General features: G+C 69.4%; 13 protein-coding genes and 1 tRNA gene. 1 reads left to right on the top strand and 13 read right to left on the bottom strand.

The window, feature by feature from the left end:
- Positions 1-46: 46 nt before the first annotated feature.
- The 8 genes from HDC36_RS02905 to pcnB form a co-directional block, all read right to left on the bottom strand.
- On the bottom strand, positions 47-1,609 hold the full coding sequence (locus tag HDC36_RS02905) for a sodium/sugar symporter (RefSeq protein WP_179564264.1): 1,563 nt from the start codon (positions 1,607-1,609) through the stop codon (positions 47-49).
- A 345-nt stretch (positions 1,610-1,954) separates the two neighbouring features.
- A complete protein-coding gene (locus HDC36_RS02900; RefSeq protein ID WP_179564262.1) occupies positions 1,955-4,546 on the bottom strand; it encodes an exo 1,3/1,4-beta-D-glucan glucohydrolase in 2,592 nt (863 codons plus the stop codon).
- Positions 4,547-5,139: 593 nt separating this feature from the next.
- On the bottom strand, positions 5,140-6,654 hold the full coding sequence (gene pgi / locus HDC36_RS02895) for a glucose-6-phosphate isomerase (RefSeq protein WP_179564260.1): 1,515 nt from the start codon (positions 6,652-6,654) through the stop codon (positions 5,140-5,142).
- Complete coding sequence (panD, locus tag HDC36_RS02890) at positions 6,651-7,031, bottom strand: aspartate 1-decarboxylase (RefSeq protein WP_003470181.1); 381 nt, start codon at positions 7,029-7,031, stop codon at positions 6,651-6,653. Before panD ends, pgi begins: the two co-directional genes overlap by 4 nt.
- Before the next feature lie 465 nt (positions 7,032-7,496).
- Positions 7,497-8,336, bottom strand: a complete 840-nt coding sequence (panC, locus tag HDC36_RS02885; protein ID WP_179564259.1) for a pantoate--beta-alanine ligase — start codon at positions 8,334-8,336, stop codon at positions 7,497-7,499.
- Entirely contained in the window at positions 8,333-9,151 is an 819-nt protein-coding gene (panB, locus tag HDC36_RS02880; protein ID WP_179564258.1) for a 3-methyl-2-oxobutanoate hydroxymethyltransferase, read from the bottom strand. The genes panC and panB overlap by 4 nt, the downstream gene beginning before the upstream one ends.
- A gap of 31 nt (positions 9,152-9,182) precedes the next feature.
- Positions 9,183-9,695, bottom strand: a complete 513-nt coding sequence (folK, locus tag HDC36_RS02875; RefSeq protein ID WP_179564257.1) for a 2-amino-4-hydroxy-6-hydroxymethyldihydropteridine diphosphokinase — start codon at positions 9,693-9,695, stop codon at positions 9,183-9,185.
- Positions 9,692-11,035, bottom strand: coding sequence for a polynucleotide adenylyltransferase PcnB (pcnB, locus tag HDC36_RS02870; protein WP_237651029.1), 1,344 nt, complete (start codon positions 11,033-11,035; stop codon positions 9,692-9,694). The genes folK and pcnB overlap by 4 nt, the downstream gene beginning before the upstream one ends.
- Positions 11,036-11,138: 103 nt before the next feature.
- On the opposite strand from pcnB, the gene HDC36_RS02865 reads away from it, so the two are divergent.
- Positions 11,139-11,213 (top strand) — tRNA-Glu (locus tag HDC36_RS02865).
- Between the two features lie 86 nt (positions 11,214-11,299).
- On the opposite strand, the gene HDC36_RS02860 is transcribed toward HDC36_RS02865, so the two are convergent.
- The 5 genes from HDC36_RS02860 to xylA all read right to left on the bottom strand — a co-directional run bounded on the left by HDC36_RS02860 (position 11,300) and on the right by xylA (position 17,269).
- Entirely contained in the window at positions 11,300-11,860 is a 561-nt protein-coding gene (locus HDC36_RS02860; RefSeq protein WP_179564256.1) for a carbonate dehydratase, read from the bottom strand.
- Positions 11,857-12,804 carry a GTP cyclohydrolase FolE2 gene (folE2, locus tag HDC36_RS02855; protein ID WP_179565569.1) on the bottom strand — a complete coding sequence of 316 codons (948 nt, stop codon included), beginning with the start codon at positions 12,802-12,804 and terminating at the stop codon, positions 11,857-11,859. The genes HDC36_RS02860 and folE2 overlap by 4 nt, the downstream gene beginning before the upstream one ends.
- 74 nt (positions 12,805-12,878) lie before the next feature.
- Positions 12,879-14,045, bottom strand: a complete 1,167-nt coding sequence (locus HDC36_RS02850) for an N-acetylmuramoyl-L-alanine amidase (RefSeq protein WP_179564255.1) — start codon at positions 14,043-14,045, stop codon at positions 12,879-12,881.
- 365 nt (positions 14,046-14,410) lie between these two features.
- A complete protein-coding gene (locus HDC36_RS02845; protein WP_179564254.1) occupies positions 14,411-15,838 on the bottom strand; it encodes a sugar porter family MFS transporter in 1,428 nt (475 codons plus the stop codon).
- Positions 15,839-15,928: 90 nt separating this feature from the next.
- On the bottom strand, positions 15,929-17,269 hold the full coding sequence (gene xylA, locus HDC36_RS02840; protein WP_179564253.1) for a xylose isomerase: 1,341 nt from the start codon (positions 17,267-17,269) through the stop codon (positions 15,929-15,931).
- Between the last annotated feature and the right edge of the window lie 23 nt (positions 17,270-17,292).

Here is a 17,292-nt window from a genome sequence, read left to right as displayed (position 1 = left end):
CCGCCTGCGCACCCCTGAGGTCACGGCGGCGGCGCTCAGGCGTCGCTCACCAGAACACCGTGTACAGCGCGATCAGGATCGCGACCACGCCGACCGCGCCGATCTTGAAGCCGAGCGTGGTGGCATAGCCGACGTCGTCGGTGCGGATCAGGTCGCGCGCCTGCGTGGCCGCGGTCGCCAGCGACACCACCACCGCCAGCACCAGCGCCGCCACGAACACCACGCCGATGCGGTCCATGAACGGCAGTTCCGGCCAGGCGAACTTGAGCGCGAACGACAGCACCACCGAGCCGATCGCCGCGGTCAGCGCGCCGGCTTCGTTGGCGCGCTTCCAGAACAGCCCGAGCATGAAGATCACCACCACGCCCGGGGTGAAGAAGCCGGTGAATTCCTGGATGAACTGGAAGCCCTGGTCGAAGTTGCCGAGCAACGGCCGCGCGGTGAGGATGCCGACCAGCACCGACGTCACCGCCGCGATGCGGCCCACACGCACCAGTTGTTTCTGTTCGGTGCGCGGGCGGAACTTGGCGTAGAAGTCCAGGGTGAAGATCGTCGCCACCGAATTGATCTTCGACGCCAGCGAGGCCACGATCGCCGCCACCAGCGCGGCGAACACCAGGCCCAGGATGCCGCTGGGCAGCAGTTGCATCATGGTCGGATAGGCCTGGTCGGGCTTGGCCAGGTCCGGCGCCAGCACCACCGCGGCGATGCCCGGCACCACGATCACCAACGGCATCAGCAGCTTCAGGAACGCGGCGAACACGATGCCCTTCTGCGCCTCGCCGATGTCCTTGGCGGCCAGCGCGCGCTGGATGATGTACTGGTTGAAGCCCCAGTAGCTGATGTTCATCACCCACAGCCCGCCCAGCAGCACGCTCAGGCCCGGCAGGTCCTTGTAGAACGGGTTGTCCTTGCTCAGGATCATGTGGAAGTGCTCCGGGTGCGCGTTCCACAGGTGCTTGAACCCGGCCAGCACGCCGGCACCGTCGCCGATGCGCGACAGGGTCAGCCCGGCCACCAGCAATCCGCCCAACACCAGCAGGGTGACCTGCACGATATCGGTCAGCGCCACCGCCTTGAGCCCGCCGTACAGCTGGTAGACCAGCGCGAACACGCCGATCAGGGCCAGCGCCAGGGTCTGGTCCATGCCGGTGACCTGGCTCACCGCGATCGAACCCAGCCACAGGATCGAGGTCAGGTTGACGAACACGTACAGCAGCAGCCAGAACACGGCCATCAACGTGCGGATCCACTTGCCGTAGCGCTGCTCCAGGAACTGCGGCATGGTGTAGATGCCGTTGCGCAGGAAGATCGGCAGGAAGAACTTGCCGACGATCAGCAGGGTCAGCGCCGCCATCCATTCGTAGGACGCGATCGCCAGGCCGATCGCATAGCCGGAACCGGCCATGCCGATGATCTGCTCGGCGGAGATGTTGGCCGCGATCAGCGACGCGCCGATCGCCCACCACGGCAGGGTCTTGCCGGCCAGGAAGTAGTCCTCGGCGCTCTTGCTGTGCCCGGCCTTTTCCCGCGACACCCACTGCGCGAGCACGAAGATGCCGGTCAGGTAGACCAATACGATCGCAATATCCAACGTCGCCAGACCCACTGCACTTCTCCCACGGGCCGCGGCCCTTTCGCCTGTGTATCGATGCGCCCATCCGCACAGGACGGGCGTTGTCTTTGAATGGCCTAGCGCGACTGCGAGCGGCCGCTGCCGCCGTGCCGTCGCGCATCGGCCGTCGCGCGAATCGTTTGTCGCGGCGCGTCCTGTCGCCCGATGCCGCTCCTGCGACCGCTGCCGCAGCGACCACGCAGCAGGCGGTTCGGGCAGCGGCTGGCGCTATCCGCCTTCGCCGTAGCCCTGGCATTGCGCGCTGCGCCGCTTGCGTCCGTATCGGTCGCAGGCGACGCCATCCGGCGATGGCGCCGCTGCATCCTGGTCAGGCGCGCATCAGCGCACCGGGCAGTCGACCACGCTCTGCGCGTCGTTGCTGGCGCCCAGCGCGATCCGCGACAGCGCCAGGTCCAGCGTGCCGTCGCTCTCGATCACCGGCAGCCGCTCCAGCTTGGAGACATCGGCACCGGCAACGCTGAAGCACTTCAACGGCACGCCCAGCGTGCGCCATTCGCCCTTGGGCAGCGCCGCCAGCGCCTTGCCCAGATCGACCTGCGCCGCACAGCCATTGCCGCAGGCCACGCCGATATGGGTCGCGCCGCTCGGCGCCGCGTCCACCTTCAAAGTCAAGATCAGTTGCACGTCGCCGTTGCTCTCGCGCGACACGTCCAGCGGCCTGGGCAGCACCAGCGCCATCCCGGCCTTGCCCTTGCCCGACCACTCCAGCCGGCGCGCATCCTCCTGCGCCTTGTGGTCGATCGCGGTGACCTTGAGCGACCCGTCGGCCAGCGCCGCCGGGGTCGTCACCGCCGGCAGATTGGCCTGGCTGGCGCCCTGCAGGACCATGTTGATGCCCGCCGCCGGCTTGCCGCGTTCGAAGTACACCCCGCCCACCGCCTGCGCGCCGGACACGCCGGAGACTTCGGACAGGCGGATCAGATCGCCCTTGTCGGCGTAGCGCAGGCCATAGCCGAATGCGAACTGCGGGTTGTAGTTCTTCTGCCCGACGTTGTTGGCGTACTGGGTCGCGGTGCGCGGCCAGGAGAAGCTGAGCTTGCCGTGGAAGTCGTACTGGATGCCGCCGTCGGGCTTGCGCAGCAGCACGTCGGCGATGCCGCCGCCTTCCGACCCCGGCAGCCACGCGGCGACGAACGCATCGGCGGCATTGATCTCGCGGTTCACCCACAGCGGACGCCCGCTCAGGAACACCGCCACCACCGGAATGCCTTCGGCCTTGAGCTTCTTGATCAGCTGCAGATCGCTGTCGTCGCCGGGCTTGTACAGCAGCGTGGCGATGTCGCCCTGGAACTCGGCGTACGGGTTCTCGCCGAACACCACCACCGCCACATCCGGCTTGGCCTGGTACTTGCCGTCGATCGCCAGCTCGGCGCTGCCGCCGGCGGCCTTGACCTGCTGCTGCAGGCCTTCCCAGATGGTGTTGCCGTTCGGGTAGTCGGCGCGCTTGGTGCCGGTGCCCTGCCAGTTCAGCGTCCAGCCGCCGGCCTGCTTGCCCATGTCGTTGGCGCCGTCGCCGGCGACCAGGATCTTGCTCTGCGGCTTCAGCGGCAGCAGCTGCTTCTGGTTCTTCAGCAGCACCAGCGACTCGCGTACCGCCTGCCGCGCCACCGCGCGGTGCTCGGGCGCGCCGAGCAGTTCGAACTTGCCGCCGAGCGGGCGCTGCGACGGCTTGCCGGCCTCGAACAGGCCCAGCCGCAGCTTCACCCGCAGGATCCGCCGCACCGCGTCGTCCAGCCGCGTCATCGGGATCTCGCCCGACTTGACCGCCTTCAGCGCGCTCTCGTAATAGCCCTTCCAGCTGTCCGGCGCCATCAGCATGTCCACGCCGGCATTGAACGCGGCCGGGCAGTCGTCGTTGCGGCAACCGGGCACCTGGCCATGGCCGTTCCAGTCGCCGACCACGAAGCCGCCGAAATGCATCTGCCCCTTCAGCACGTCGGTCAGCATCGGCTTGTTGCCGTGCATCTTCACGCCGTTGAAGCTGTTGAACGAGGCCATCACCGTCTGCGCGCCGGCGGCGATCGCAGGCGGATAGCCGGCGCCGTGGATGTCGCGCAGCTGCTGTTCGCTGACCCGGGTATCGCCCTGGTCCTTGCCGTCGGTGGTGCCGCCGTCGCCGAGGAAGTGCTTGACCGAGGCGATCACGTGCGAACCGTCGAGGAAGCCGGGCTGGCCGGGCACGCCCTGCAGGCCTTCGACCACCTTGCCGGAAAAGCTGGCGACCACCTCGGGCGATTCGGAATAGCCCTCGTAGGTGCGGCCCCAGCGATCGTCCTGCGGCACCGCCACGGTCGGCGCGAAGGTCCACTCCATGCCGGTGGTGCGGGTCTCGGCCGCGGTCACCGCGCCGATCTTGCGCATCAGTTCCGGGTCGCGCGTGGCGCCCAGGCCGATGTTGTGCGGGAACAAGGTGGCGCCGACGATGTTGCTCTGTCCGTGCACCGCGTCGATGCCGAAGATGATCGGGATCGCCAGGCCGCCGTTGCCCTTGTCCATCGACGCCGCGTAGTAGGCGTCGGCCAGCTTCAGCCACTCCGCCGGGCTGGCGTCGTACTTGCCGCCGGGGTCGGAATTGCCGCCGGCCAGCACCGAGCCGATGTGGTACTTGCGCACGTCGTCCGGGGTCATGCTGGCGATGTCGCCCTGCACGATCTGCCCGACCTTCTGCTCCACCGTCATCTGCGCCATCAGCTTGGAAATACGCGCTTCCAGCGCCGCGTCCTCGGCCAGCGGCCAGGCCGGCGACGGCCACAGCTGCGGATGGATCGCCGGCGGTGCGGCGGCGGCGGCAGTGGCGGCCGGAGCCGATTGGCCGGGGCCGGCCGCGGCCAACGCAAGCAGGCCCAGCGCGGCCGCGGTGGCCAGCGCATTGCGAATCGGCGCAGACACGCCAGCGGACTGTTTTTGCAAGGTCTTCCCTCCCAGGAACGGCGAACGCGCGACACACGGCGGCCGCGCTCCCTCCCGAGACGCGCGACCGGCGCCTACGCTTCATTACTCGCCCCGACCCTGTCAACCACGCCGCGAGGTATGCCTTGCCCCGCTACGGATATTGGATTGCGCTATAGCGATGGAATACCGGCAAGGCCGGCCCGCCGCGTGATCGAAGCATCGCCAGCCGCCGCCATGGTCGCGCAGGCAAACACGCTTGTTGCGCCGCAACACTGCCGTGCCGGAGAACTGCGCAACTCTGCCGCGGCGATGGCGCCGTCTTTGAACGGTCTGCGGCATCACGCGACGCAGCGTTTTTAGCGCCGATCCAGTCGGACGATTGCAGCGCCCATCTCCGCTCGTCGCGACTGAAGTCGTTGCCAAAGACTTCTCTCCGCTATCGCGCGGCAGGTCAACCGACAAGCAAGGTGCGTGAGCCCGCTGCGGTTTCTCGAGCGGCCAGTCGGCGCCTGCCGTGCAGGACGAGTCCGCTCACGGATACCGAAAGCGTAGCGCGCGGCAAAAACGAACGGGGCCCGAAGGCCCCGTTGCAGGACACCCGAAAGTGCGCCTCAGCCGCGCAAGCGCGCCAGCACCGCGCGCGTCACCGGGTCGGCGACCTCGGTGGTTTCGCCCTGCAGCGCCGGCAGCAGCTGGCTGGCCAGTTGCTTGCCCAGCTCCACGCCGAACTGATCGAAGGCGTTGATGCCCCAGATCACCGACTGCACGTAGACGCTGTGCTCGTACATCGCGATCAGCGCGCCCAGCGCCTGCGGGGTCAGCGCATCGAGCAGGATCAGCGTGCTCGGGCGGCCGCCGGGGTAGTCGCGGTGCGGGTCGTCGCTGCCCTGCCCGTTCGCCAGCGCCTCGGTCTGCGCCAGCAGGTTGGCCAGCAACGCCTGGTGGTTGACCGTGTAGGGATCGTCGTTGTGGATGCAGCCGATGAAATCGGCCGGCACGATGCTGGTGCCCTGGTGCAGCGCCTGGAAGAAACTGTGCTGCACGTCGGTGCCGGCGCCGCCCCACCATACCGGCACGGTATCGGCCTGCACCGGGCTGCCGTCCAGCCGCACGCGCTTGCCCAGGCTCTCCATCACCAGTTGCTGCAGGTAGGCCGGCAACAGCGCCAGGCGCTGGTCGTAGGTCATCACCGCCTGCGTGGCGTAGCCGAGCACGTTGCGGTTCCACAGCGTGGTCAGCGCATGCAGCACCGCCACGTTGCGCTGCAGCGGCGCGTTCAGCGCGTGCTCGTCGAATTGCGCGGCGCCGGCCAGCAGCTGCTCGAAGCCGTCGGCGCCGATCGCCAGCGCGATCGGGAAGCCCACCGCCGACCACAGCGAATAGCGCCCGCCGACCCAGTCCCACATCGGCAGCACGCGGCCGGCGGCGATGTCGAAGGCCTTGGCGGCGCGCTCGGGATTGGCGCTGACCGCATACAGGCGCTCGCTGCCGCCGAGCCAGTCGCGCAGGATCTGGCCGTTGAGCAGGGTTTCCTGGGTGCCGAAGGTCTTGGAGATCAGCACGCCGGCGGTGCGCGCCGGATCCAGCGTGGCCAGCGTGCGCTGCATCGCCGCGCCGTCGACGTTGGAGACGAAATGCACGCGGAAACGCGCGCCTTCGACCGGACGCAGCGCGTCGGCGACCAGGCGCGGGCCCAGGTCGGAACCACCGATGCCGACGCTGACGATGTCGGTGACCTCGGTCTGCGCCAGCGCGTCGATCAGCGCGCGCATGCGCTGCTGCACCTCGCGTGCGCTGGCGTTCGCTTCGGCCGCGACCGGCGCGCCGCTGAGCTCGCCGCGCAGTGCGGTGTGCAGTGCGGCACGGCCTTCGGTGACGTTGACCGTCTCGCCGCGGAACAGGCGCTGAAACGCGCCGGCCACGTCGTGCTCGGCGGCCAGCGCGAGCAGCGCGTCGAGCGCGGCGCGGTCGTATTTCTGCCGCGCGAAGTTGAAGTACAACGGTCCGACCTGCACCGCCAGGTCTTCGACCCGGCCGGGCTCGGCGGCCAGCAATTCGGGAAGGCGCGCCCCGCGCAAACGCTGGGCGTGGGAGTGCAGTGCGTCGAAACCGTTGGACTGTGTCATGCGGCCTGCTTCGGGATGCTGTGGTTGGTATGGGTGATCTTGTTGGCGCCGTCCACGTAGACCAGGGTCGGCTGGAAGCGCGCGGCTTCCTCTTCGCTCATGCCGGCGAAGGCGGCGATGATGATCAGGTCGCCGACCTGCACGTGGCGCGCGGCGCCGCCGTTGAGCGAGACGATGCCGCTGCCTTCGTCGGCGCGGATCGCGTAGGTGCTGAAGCGTGCGCCGTTGGTGACGTCCCAGATATGCACCTGCTCGAACTCGCGGATGCCGGTGGCGTCCAGCAGCAGCCCGTCGATGGCGATCGACCCTTCGTAGTTGAGCTCCGAATGGGTGACGGTGGCGCGGTGGATCTTGGTCTTCAACAGGCTCAGTTGCATGCTTGCGGTACTGCGGTGGGGAAAGACGTGCAGTTTAGCAGCCGAGGGGTTAAGCGGCAGTGGCAGCAAGGCTTGGCGGCAGGTGCGTGGCGTTGTCCGCTGCGCGTCCCGGCATGCCGAGCGCAGGACATGATTTGGCTGCCTGACGCGGCAATGCGCGATGCGAGCGACGCCAACCGCGGCCGGTCGCGCGGCGGATCCCGCGGTTGCGGATCGCGTCGCGAAGCATCAGGCCTGACGGCTTCGGACACAGTCGGGGCTGAAGCCCCTCCTACAGTGCACCCGGCCGACTCGCCGCAAGCCCCTGTAGGAGCGGCTTCAGCCGCGACGAACGAAGCGGCAGGCCTGACGGCTTCGGACACGACACAGTCGGGGCTGAAGCCCCTCCTACAGTGCACCCGACCGACTCGCCACAAACCCCTGCAGGAGCGGCTTCAGCCGCGACGAACGAATCGGCTACCGCGCTCAGAACTCCAGATTGTCGATCAACCGGGTCCGCCCCAGGCGCGCGGCGATCAAGGCCACGCGCGGGCCGTCCTGATCCTGCGGCTCGCTCAGGTCGGGCAGGCGCAGCACGGTGTAGTCGACCTCGAAGCCGACCTCCTGCAACTGCCTGGTCGCCGCCGCCTCGATCGCGGCGCGCGGATGCCCGGCGACATGCCCGTCGCGCATCGCCAGCAGGGTCTGGCGGATCTGCGCCGCGCGCGGCCGCTCTTCGGCCGACAGGTACTGGTTGCGCGAACTCATCGCCAGGCCGTCGGCCTCGCGCACGATGCTGCCGCCCAGGATCTCGATCGGGAACGCCAGGTCGGCGACCATCTGCCGGATCACCGCCAGTTGCTGGTAGTCCTTCTTGCCGAACGCGGCCAGGTCCGGCTGCACCTGGTTGAACAGGCGCGCGACCACGGTGCACACGCCGTCGAAATGGCCCGGCCGGCAGGCGCCTTCCAGCACTTCGCTGACCCCGGGCGTGTGCATGCGCAACGCCAGCTCCACGCCCAGCGGGTACATGCTCTCCACCGTCGGCAGCCACAGCACGTCGCAACCGGCGCCTTCCAGGCCGCTGGTGTCGGCTTCGGGAGTGCGCGGGTAGCGGGTGAAGTCCTCGTTCGGGCCGAACTGGGTCGGGTTGACGAACACGCTGGACACGACCCGGTCGGCGTATTGCCGGGCCAGCATCACCAGCGAGAAATGTCCGGCGTGCAGGTTGCCCATGGTCGGCACGAAGGCCACGCGCAGGCCCTGCCGCTTCCAGCCGGAAACGACGGCGCGCAGCCGGGCCAGGTCGGTGATGGTCTCGATCATTTGGCGTAGGCGTGTTCGGCGTCGGGGAAGGTGCCGGCGCGCACCGCGTCGGCGTAGGCGCGCACGGCGCCGGCGATGGAGCCGCCTTCGGCCAGGAAATCCTTGACGAAGCGCGGCCGCCGGTGGCCGCTGTCCAGGCCCAGGAAGTCGTGCAGCACCAGCACCTGGCCGTCGCAGTCGGGACCGGCGCCGATGCCGATGGTGGGGATCTCCACCTCGGCGGTGATCCGCGCCGCCAGCGGCGACGGCACGCATTCGAGCACCAGCAGCGCGGCGCCGGCCGCAGCCACCGCCTTGGCGTCGGCGAGCAGCTTGGCCGCGGCGGCCTCTTCGCGGCCCTGGATCTTGTAGCCGCCGAAGGTCAGCACCGACTGCGGGGTCAGGCCCAGGTGCGAACACACCGGGATGTCGCGCTCGCTGAGGAAGCGGATCACCTCCAGCTTGTGCCCGGCCCCCTCCAGCTTGACCATCTCCGCGCCGGCCTGCAGCAGCCGGGTCGAGGCGTCCAGCGCGCGCTCCGGGGTGGCGTCGGACTGGAACGGCAGGTCGGCCACCAGCAGCGCGCGCTGCAGTACCCGCGCCACCGCGGCGGTGTGGTAGACGATGTCGTCCACGGTCACCGGCAGGGTCGAGTCGTGGCCCTGCACCACCATGCCCAGCGAATCGCCGATCAGGATCAGGTCTACCCCGTTAGCGTCGAACGCGCGCGCGAAGCCGGCGTCGTAGGCGGTCAGCATCACCAGTTTCTGCTGGCGGCGCTTGGCCTCGGCCAGGGCGGGAACGGTCCAGGGCTTGCTGTCGGCGTGGCTGCTCATAAGCTCATGCGGTGCGGTGATAAGCCGGGCATTATCTACCGATTGCCACGATCCCGTCGGTTTCGATGCGGTCGCGTATGTCACGCACCGTTCCATGGCCGGGGATGCTCGCCTCGGCGGCGATCTCGGCCAACGGCAGCAAGGCGAAGCCGCGCTGGTGCAGGTGCGGGTGCGGCACCTGCAGCCCGGGCAGGTCGATCACCGCGTCGCCGTACAAAAGCAGGTCCAGGTCCAGGGTGCGCGGGCCCCAGCGCTCGCCGGGCGCGCGCTGGCGGCCGTGGCGGGCTTCCAGCGCCAGCAGCGCCTGCAGCAGCTCCAACGCCGGCAGCGCGGTGCTCAGCACGGCCGCGGCATTGATGAAGTCCGGCTGCGCCTGGTTGCCCCAGGCCGGGCTGCGGTACAGCTGCGAGGCGCGCAGCAGGCGCGTGTGCGGCAGCGTGTCCAGCTCGGCGATGGCCGCGCGCAGGGTCGCGACCGCATCGCCGAGGTTGCCGCCCAGGCCGATGCAGGCCTGCACCGGCGCCGGACCAGGCGAGGCGCTCACTCGGCCGGTGCGGCGGCATCCGGACGCCGGCGCCGGCGCCGGCGGCGCTTGGGGGTTTCCTCGCTGTCGGCCGGGGCCATCGCCACCTCGTCACCGACGTAGTCGATCTCCGGGTCGAAGCCGCGCGGCGGCGGCGCATAGCCGGGCTGCTGCTGCAGTTCGCGCCAATAGGCGATGTCGGCCTCGTGCTCGGCCGAGGCCGACTGGCGCAGGATCAGGAAATCGAATGCGGCGCGGAAGCGCGGATGCGACAGCGTGCGCACCACCCGCTTCTTCTGGCGCGAGGTGAAGCGCGACTGCAGCAGCCAGATCTCCTGCATCGGCAGCGAGAAGCGCCGCGGCAGCGCGACCGTACTCAGCTGGTGCAGGGTCACCCGGTCGGCGGCGCGGCGCTGCGCCTCCTCCAGCTGCATGCCCTGCTTCTGCAGCGCCATCAGCGCGCGGCAGTAGGCCGGCCACAGCAGCAGCGCGAACAGGAACGCCGGCGACACCGGCTCGTCGTTGGCCACCCGCGCATCGGTGTTGCGCAGGCCTTCGATCAGCATCCGCCGCAACGCGCCGCTACGGTTGGAATGCAGCGCCGCGGCGCTTTCCGGGAACAGCGCGGCGAGCAGGCCATAACGCTCCAGGCCTTCGAAGCTGGCCACGCCGTCGCCGGACAGGAACAGCTTGAGCACTTCCTCGAACAGCCGTGCCGGCGCCGCTTCGGCCAGCAGCCCGGCCAGGCGCGGGATCGGTTCGGCGGTACTCGGCTCGATCTCGAAGTCCAGCTTGGCGGCCAGGCGCACCGCCCGCAGCATGCGCACCGGGTCTTCGCGATAGCGCTGCTCGGGGTCGCCGATCATGCGCATCAGCCGCGCCTGCACGTCGGCGAAGCCGCCGGTGTAGTCGCGCACCGAGAAATCCTCGATCGCGTAGTACAGCGCGTTGCAGGTGAAGTCGCGGCGTACGGCGTCGTCCTCGATGCTGCCGTAGACGTTGTCGCGGACCAGCCGGCCGTTGTCGAGCTCGCGGTCGCCGCTGCCGTCGTCGACGTTGGCGCGGAACGTGGCCACTTCGATGATCTCGCGGCCGTAGACCACGTGCGCCAGACGGAAGCGGCGGCCGATCAGGCGGCAGTTGCGGAACAGCTGCTTGACCTGTTCGGGGGTGGCGTCGGTGGCGACGTCGAAGTCCTTGGGCTGCAGCTCGACCAGCAGGTCGCGGACCGCGCCGCCGACCAGGTACGCGCCGAAGCCGGCTTCGCGCAGCCGGTACAGCACGCGCAACGCATTGGGACTGATGTCCTTGCGCGAGACGTTGTGCTGATCGCGCGGGATCAGTTGCAGGGTGAACGGCACAGGAACTGGCGGATTGATGATGGCGCTTCCGTATCGAGTTGCGGGATTGCCGCCGGGCGGCTAGCCCCATATACTAGCGCCCTGCAATCGATGCGACCAACCTGCTCCCTTCGTCTAATGGTTAGGACGTGGCCCTCTCAAGGCTAAAACAGGGGTTCGAGCCCCCTAGGGAGCACCATCGCCGCCTCGCCTGCAGCGAAAACCACAAAAGCCCCGCCCTGGCGGGGCTTTTGCGTTGTGGGGCCGGCCCCGGACCGGGTGCGCTCACCACTGGTTGCGCAGGCGCCGGTAGCCCTCGACCAGGCGGATGTTGGTCGCGGCCACCTCCTCGGAGAATTCGCTGGCCGCGACGCTGACCCGCGCGATCTTCGACAGGTCGGTGCGCGGCCCGATGCGCTCGGTCGAGGGCACGTAGAACCCCGGCGGCAGATCGCAGCCGTCGACCACGGCGTTGTGCCGGACCACGCAGCCGTCGCCGACCTCGCAATTGAACAGCACGCTGTTGAAGCCGATGAACACGCGCTCGCCGACCGTGCACGGCCCGTGCACGATGGCGCGGTGCGCGATCGAGGTGCGTGCGCCGATCAGCACCGCCGCGCCGGCCTTGGAATGGATCACCACCCCGTCCTGGATATTGGCGTAGGCGCCGATGTGGATCGGCTCGATATCGCCGTCGGCGGTGGTCTCGTCGGCGCGGATCACCGCATACGGGCCGATGAACACGTGCGCGGCGACCACGACCCGCCCGCACAGGATGGCGGTGGGATCGACGAACGCGCTCTCGTCGACCACCGGCAGGTCGCCGCGCGGATTGCGGCGGATCATCGGCCGCCCTCGCCCGCCGCGAACGGGTCCGGATCGCCATATCCGCGTTCGGGAGCCCCGGCCTCGGCCACCGCGTCGTGCGGGTGCAGGCTCTCCAGGTGCCGCACCTGCACCCGCACGCTCTGGTAGCGCGCACCCAGCGCCTGCTGCAGGCGCCGCGCGGCGTCCTCCACGTACATCAGGTTGGCGCCGTTGAGGCGGGCGAAGGCCTGTTCGTCGGCGCGCCGCACCGCGGCCTGCACCGGCGTGGCCAGGGCCTGCTCGGCCAGCGCGATCAGCGCGTCCAGGTCGAAGCGCACCGCGCGCGGCGACACCGCCACCCGCAGCGTGGCGATGCTGCGCTGGCTGTGCGGGGTGGCATGGCTGCCGTGCCGCAGCAGCCAGTCCGCCACGGCCTCGCGCTGCAGCGACGGCTGCCCGGCATGCTGCTGCAGGAACGCCGCACTGAGCAATTGCCGGGCTAGCGCCGCCGAACACGGGCAGGTGGAGGAATAGACCACGTCCACTCCGACCTCGATGCGCACGCTGGCGCCGCGCAGCAGCGCGTCGATCCGCAACGGATACGCCTTCCAGCCGGCCAGGCCTTCGCTGCGCAGCGCCGGGCTGCGCCGCAGCAGGGACAGGCGCAAGCCGACCCGCGCCGCGGTGGAGGCGCAGTCGGCATGGCTGTGCACCATCGCGTGCAGCAGTTGCGCCAGCCGCGACGGCGACAGCGGCTGCCGCGCATGCTCGTCCAGCAGCCGGTACAGCCGCGACATGTGGATGCCCTTGACCTGCGCCGCCGGCAGATCGACATGCAGCGCCGCCTGCGCCGGCAGCGGCTCGGTGTCGGCCGTGTCGCACAGGCGGACCGGCAAGGCGATGCCGTCCATGCCGACCCAGTGCAGCGGCGCGACGATCGTGGACGGTTCGCTGCTGGCGACGTCGGGCAACGGCGGTGGAATCGGCAGGTTCATCGGATTGGCAAGGCCAGCAAAGGGAAAGGAATGCAGCGGCGGCGCCATGCGCCGGCAGCGGCTCAGGCATGCACCGGAAACGCCTGGAAATAGTCGTCGATGCCCAACTGCAGCGACTGCGCCAGTTCCTCCTGGTGGCGGTCGCTGACCAGGCGGCGGCAATCGTCGGCGTTGCTCATGAAGCCGGTCTCCACCAGCAACGACGGAATGTCCGGCGATTTGAGCACCGCGAAGCCGGCCTGGCCGACATCGCCCTGGTGCAGCCGGGTGACCTGCTGCAGGCGCCCGAGCATGTGCTTGCCGAACTGCAGGCTGGTGGCGATGGTGCCGCTCATCGACAGGTCCACCAGCACCTTCGACAGCACCGGGTCCTTCTGCCGCAGATAGCGCTCGGCGACGTTGCCGTACTGGTCGGCGCTGTTCTCGCTGTCGGCGATCCAGCGCGCCAGCGCCGAGCTGGCGCCGTTCTCCGACAGCGCATACACCGAAGCGCCCTGCGCGCTGCGGTTGGGCGCCGCATCGGCATGGATCGACACGAACAGATCGGCCTTGCGCTGGTGCGCGATCACCACCCGCTCGTGCAGCGGCACGAACCGGTCGTCGCTGCGGATCAGGGTCGGCCGGTAGCGCGGGTCGGCCTGCAGCGCGTGGTACAGGCGCCCGGCCACGGCCATCGCCACGTGTTTCTCGTAGCGGGCATCGGCGCTGACCGCGCCCGGGTCCTTGCCGCCATGGCCGGCATCGATGGCGACCACGCGCGGCCGCGACGGCGTCGCGATCGCGGTGCGCGGCGGCACGACGAGCGCGGCAACGGGCGCGGCAGCCGCGGCGTCGACCGGTCCGAGGTCGAGCAGCAACCGTGGCGACACCCCCGCATCGGTGTCCCAGTGCGCGCTGGCGGTGACCGGCCGGCGCAGGTCCAGCACGATGCGCAGGCCATCGGCCTGCGCCCCGCTGCGGATCGCGGCGACCACCGCGTCGGGTTCCGGCAGCAGGATCGGCGGTGCCGGCGCGGCGATCCCCGGCAAATCGATCACCAGCCGCTCCGGATCGGACAGCGCGAACACCCGGTAGTCCACCGTCGCGTCGAGCTGCAGGCGCAAACGCAGGCGCCCGTCATCGGTTTCCAGGTGGCCGCCGGTCAGCCTGGGCGGCGATCCGGCGCGCGCCCAGGCCGGCGCCAGCAGCAGTGCGGTGCCCGCCATCCCCAGCCATTCGCGCCGATTCATGCGCGGCCTCGCCCTGGCGCGGAGCGGAAATCGCGGATGTAGCCGGAGCCGAACCGAAAGTCGCGACCAGACACTGCAATGCTCCACGGCAAAATGTTACTAAGTAACATATCGCGGACGCAGTGCGACCGCCATCGCATTGCGACCGGCAGTCAGCTTGCAGACGGGATGGTGCTTGCCGGCACAGGCCGGCAGCTGCGAGGGCGCAGCTGCCGGGCAAGTGCAGACGGTCTTTCCGGCGCGGCCATCAACAGGGGCGATGGCGCCGCGGCGTGACCGCAGGCGATGCCGCACTGCCGGCGATCGCGCCGGGCGCGGCGCCGCGTGCGCCGGCGCGGCCGCATGGGCCGCGCCGGCGACAGCGCTCAGCCCTGCATCTGCTCCAGCTCGCGGCCCTTGGTCTCGTACACGTACTTGAGCACGAAGAACACCGAGACGAACGCGGCCACGGTGTAGATGCCGTAGGCGCCGGCCAGGCCGATGCTGCCCAGCAGGATCGGGAACGAGACGGTGATGGCGAAGTTCGAGGTCCACTGCGCCGCGCCCGCCACCGCCAGGCCGGAGCCGCGGATCTGGTTGGGGAACATTTCGCCCAGCATCACCCACATCACCGGGCCCCAGGACATGTTGAAGAAGATCACGTAGACGTTGGCCGCGACCAGCGCCAGCCGGCCCATGCCCGGCGACATCGCCAGCTTGCCCGCCGCGTCCAGCGAGGCGCTGGCGAAGGCCAGGGTGACCAGCGCCAGCGACACCGCCATGCCGGCCGAACCGATCCAGAGCAAGGGTTTGCGCCCGATCTTGTCGATCAGCATCACCGTGATCAGGCAGGCGCCGATGCTCAGCGCGCCGGACAGCACGTTGATCAACAGCGAATCGCTTTCGGAGAAGCCCACCGCCTGCCACAGCACCGCGCCGTAGTAGAACACCACGTTGATGCCGACCAGTTGCTGGAAGGTGGCCAAGCCGATGCCGATCCACACGATCGGACGCACCTTGCCGGTGACCTTGCTGACCAGGTCCGACAGCTTCGGCTTGTGCTGATCCGCGGCCAGCGAGGCGGAGATCTCGGTCAGCTTGGCCTGCGCCTCGCGCGGGCCGTAGAGCCTGGTCAGCACCGCCAGCGCGTCCTCGCGGCGGCCCTTGACCACCAGGTAGCGCGGGCTTTCCGGGATCGCCAGCAACAGCAGCAGGAACAGCAGCGACGGGAACGCCTGCATCCAGAACATCCAGCGCCACGCGGCCTGGCCCAGCCACAGCGGCTCGGTCGAGGCGCTGGCCAGCTTGACCAGCACGTAGTTGCTCAGGAACGCGGTGAACAGGCCGCTGATGATGGCGATCTGCTGCACCGTGGCCAGGCGCCCGCGATAGCGCGCCGGCGCGACCTCGGCGATGTACGCCGGCGACATCACGCTGGCCGCGCCGACCGCGAAGCCGCCCATGACCCGCGCGAAGACGAAGAACGCGGAGCTGTGCGAAGCGCCGGCGCCGAGCGCCGACAGCAGGAACAGCACCGCGGAGATGATCAGCACCGCACGGCGACCGAGGCGATCGGCCAGCCAGCCGGCGAAGAACGCGCCGATCGCGCAGCCCAGCAGCATCGAGGCAACCTCGAAACCGGTGCCGGCGGCGCTGGAATGGAAGGTCTGCTTGAGACCGTCGACGGTGCCGTTGATCACGCCGCTGTCGAAGCCGAACAGGAAGCCGCCGATGGTGGCGACGCAACTGATGAGGATGATGAGGCGCGTGTTCTCGCCTGCGCCATGGGCGCGGTCTAGGGATACGCTGGACATTGAGTCACCTGGTGTCGTGCAGAAAGGAAGCCGGCCATCGGGGGAGGACAGCACGGCCGGCGGCAAGGGTGCCGCCGACCGTCGCGCGCATCAGCGGATCAGGTACTGGTTGATCAGGTTCTCGTAGGCTTCCTGGCGGCCGCTGACCTGCTTGGGCGCGCCGACCTTGGCCGCGTGCGCCGCCAGGTCCGCCAGCGTGCTGCTGCCGGCCGCGAACGCCGCGCCGGCGCCGCTGTCGAAGCTGCTGTAGCGCTCGGCGCGCCACTGCTCCAGCGGCGAGGCCGTCAGCAGCGCATGCGCCACTTCCAGCCCGCGCGCGAACGCGTCCATGCCGCCGATGTGGGCCAGGAACAGATCCTGCGGATCGGACGACTCGCGCCGCACCTTGGCATCGAAGTTCAGCCCGCCCGGCGCCAGCCCGCCCTGCCGCAGCACCACCAGCATCGCCCCGACCGTGTCGTACAGGTCGGTCGGGAACTGGTCGGTGTCCCAGCCGTTCTGCGGGTTGCCGCGGTTGGCGTCGATGCTGCCGAGCAGGCCGGCGTCGCTGGCCACCTGCAGGTCGTGCTCGAAGCTGTGGCCCGACAGCGTGGCGTGGTTGGCCTCGATGTTGAGCTTGAAATCCTTGTCCAGGCCATGCTGGCGCAGGAAGCCGATCACCGTGGCGCTGTCGAAGTCGTACTGGTGCTTCATCGGCTCCATCGGCTTGGGCTCGATCAGGAAATTGCCGGTGAAGCCGATGCTGCGCCCGTAGTCGCGGGCGATGGTCAGAAAGCGCGCCATGTTGTCCTGCTCGCGCTTCATCTGCGTGTTGTGCAGGCTGGCATAGCCTTCGCGGCCGCCCCAGAACACGTAGTTCTCCCCGCCCAGCTCGACCGTGGCCTCCAGCGCCGCCTTGACCTGCACCGCCGCGCGCGCGACCACGTCGAAGTCCGGATTGGTCGAGGCGCCGTTCATGTAGCGCGGATGCGAGAACAGGTTGGCGGTGCCCCACAGCAGCTTGATGCCGGTGTCGGCCTGGCGCTGCTTGGCGATGCCGACCATGTGCTTGAGGTTCTTCTCGTACTGGCCGACCTCGTCCGCGTCCGGCGCCAGGTCGATATCGTGGAAGCAGTAGTACGGCACGCCGAGCTTGGTGAAGAACTCGAACGCCGCATCGGCCTTGGCCTCGGCGCGGCCCAGCGCGTCGCTGCCGGCGTCCCACGGATAGGCGCGCGTGCCCGGGCCGAACGGATCGGCGCCGTTGCCGCAGAAGCTGTGCCAGTACGCCACCGCGAAGCGCAGGTGCTCGGCCATGGTCTTGTCGCCGATGCGCTTGTTCGCGTCGTAGACCTTGAAGGCGAGCGGGTTGTCCGAGGCCTTGCCTTCGAACGCGATGCGGCCGATGCCCGGGAAGTATTCCTTGGCGCCGATGTAGACGGAGTTGCTCATGACGAAGTCCTGGTGTGCGTTTG

This window comes from Xanthomonas sp. JAI131, from assembly GCF_013410075.1.
GTDB lineage: Bacteria > Pseudomonadota > Gammaproteobacteria > Xanthomonadales > Xanthomonadaceae > Xanthomonas_A > Xanthomonas_A bonasiae.
This window is presented reverse-complemented; position numbering and strand designations above follow the sequence as displayed.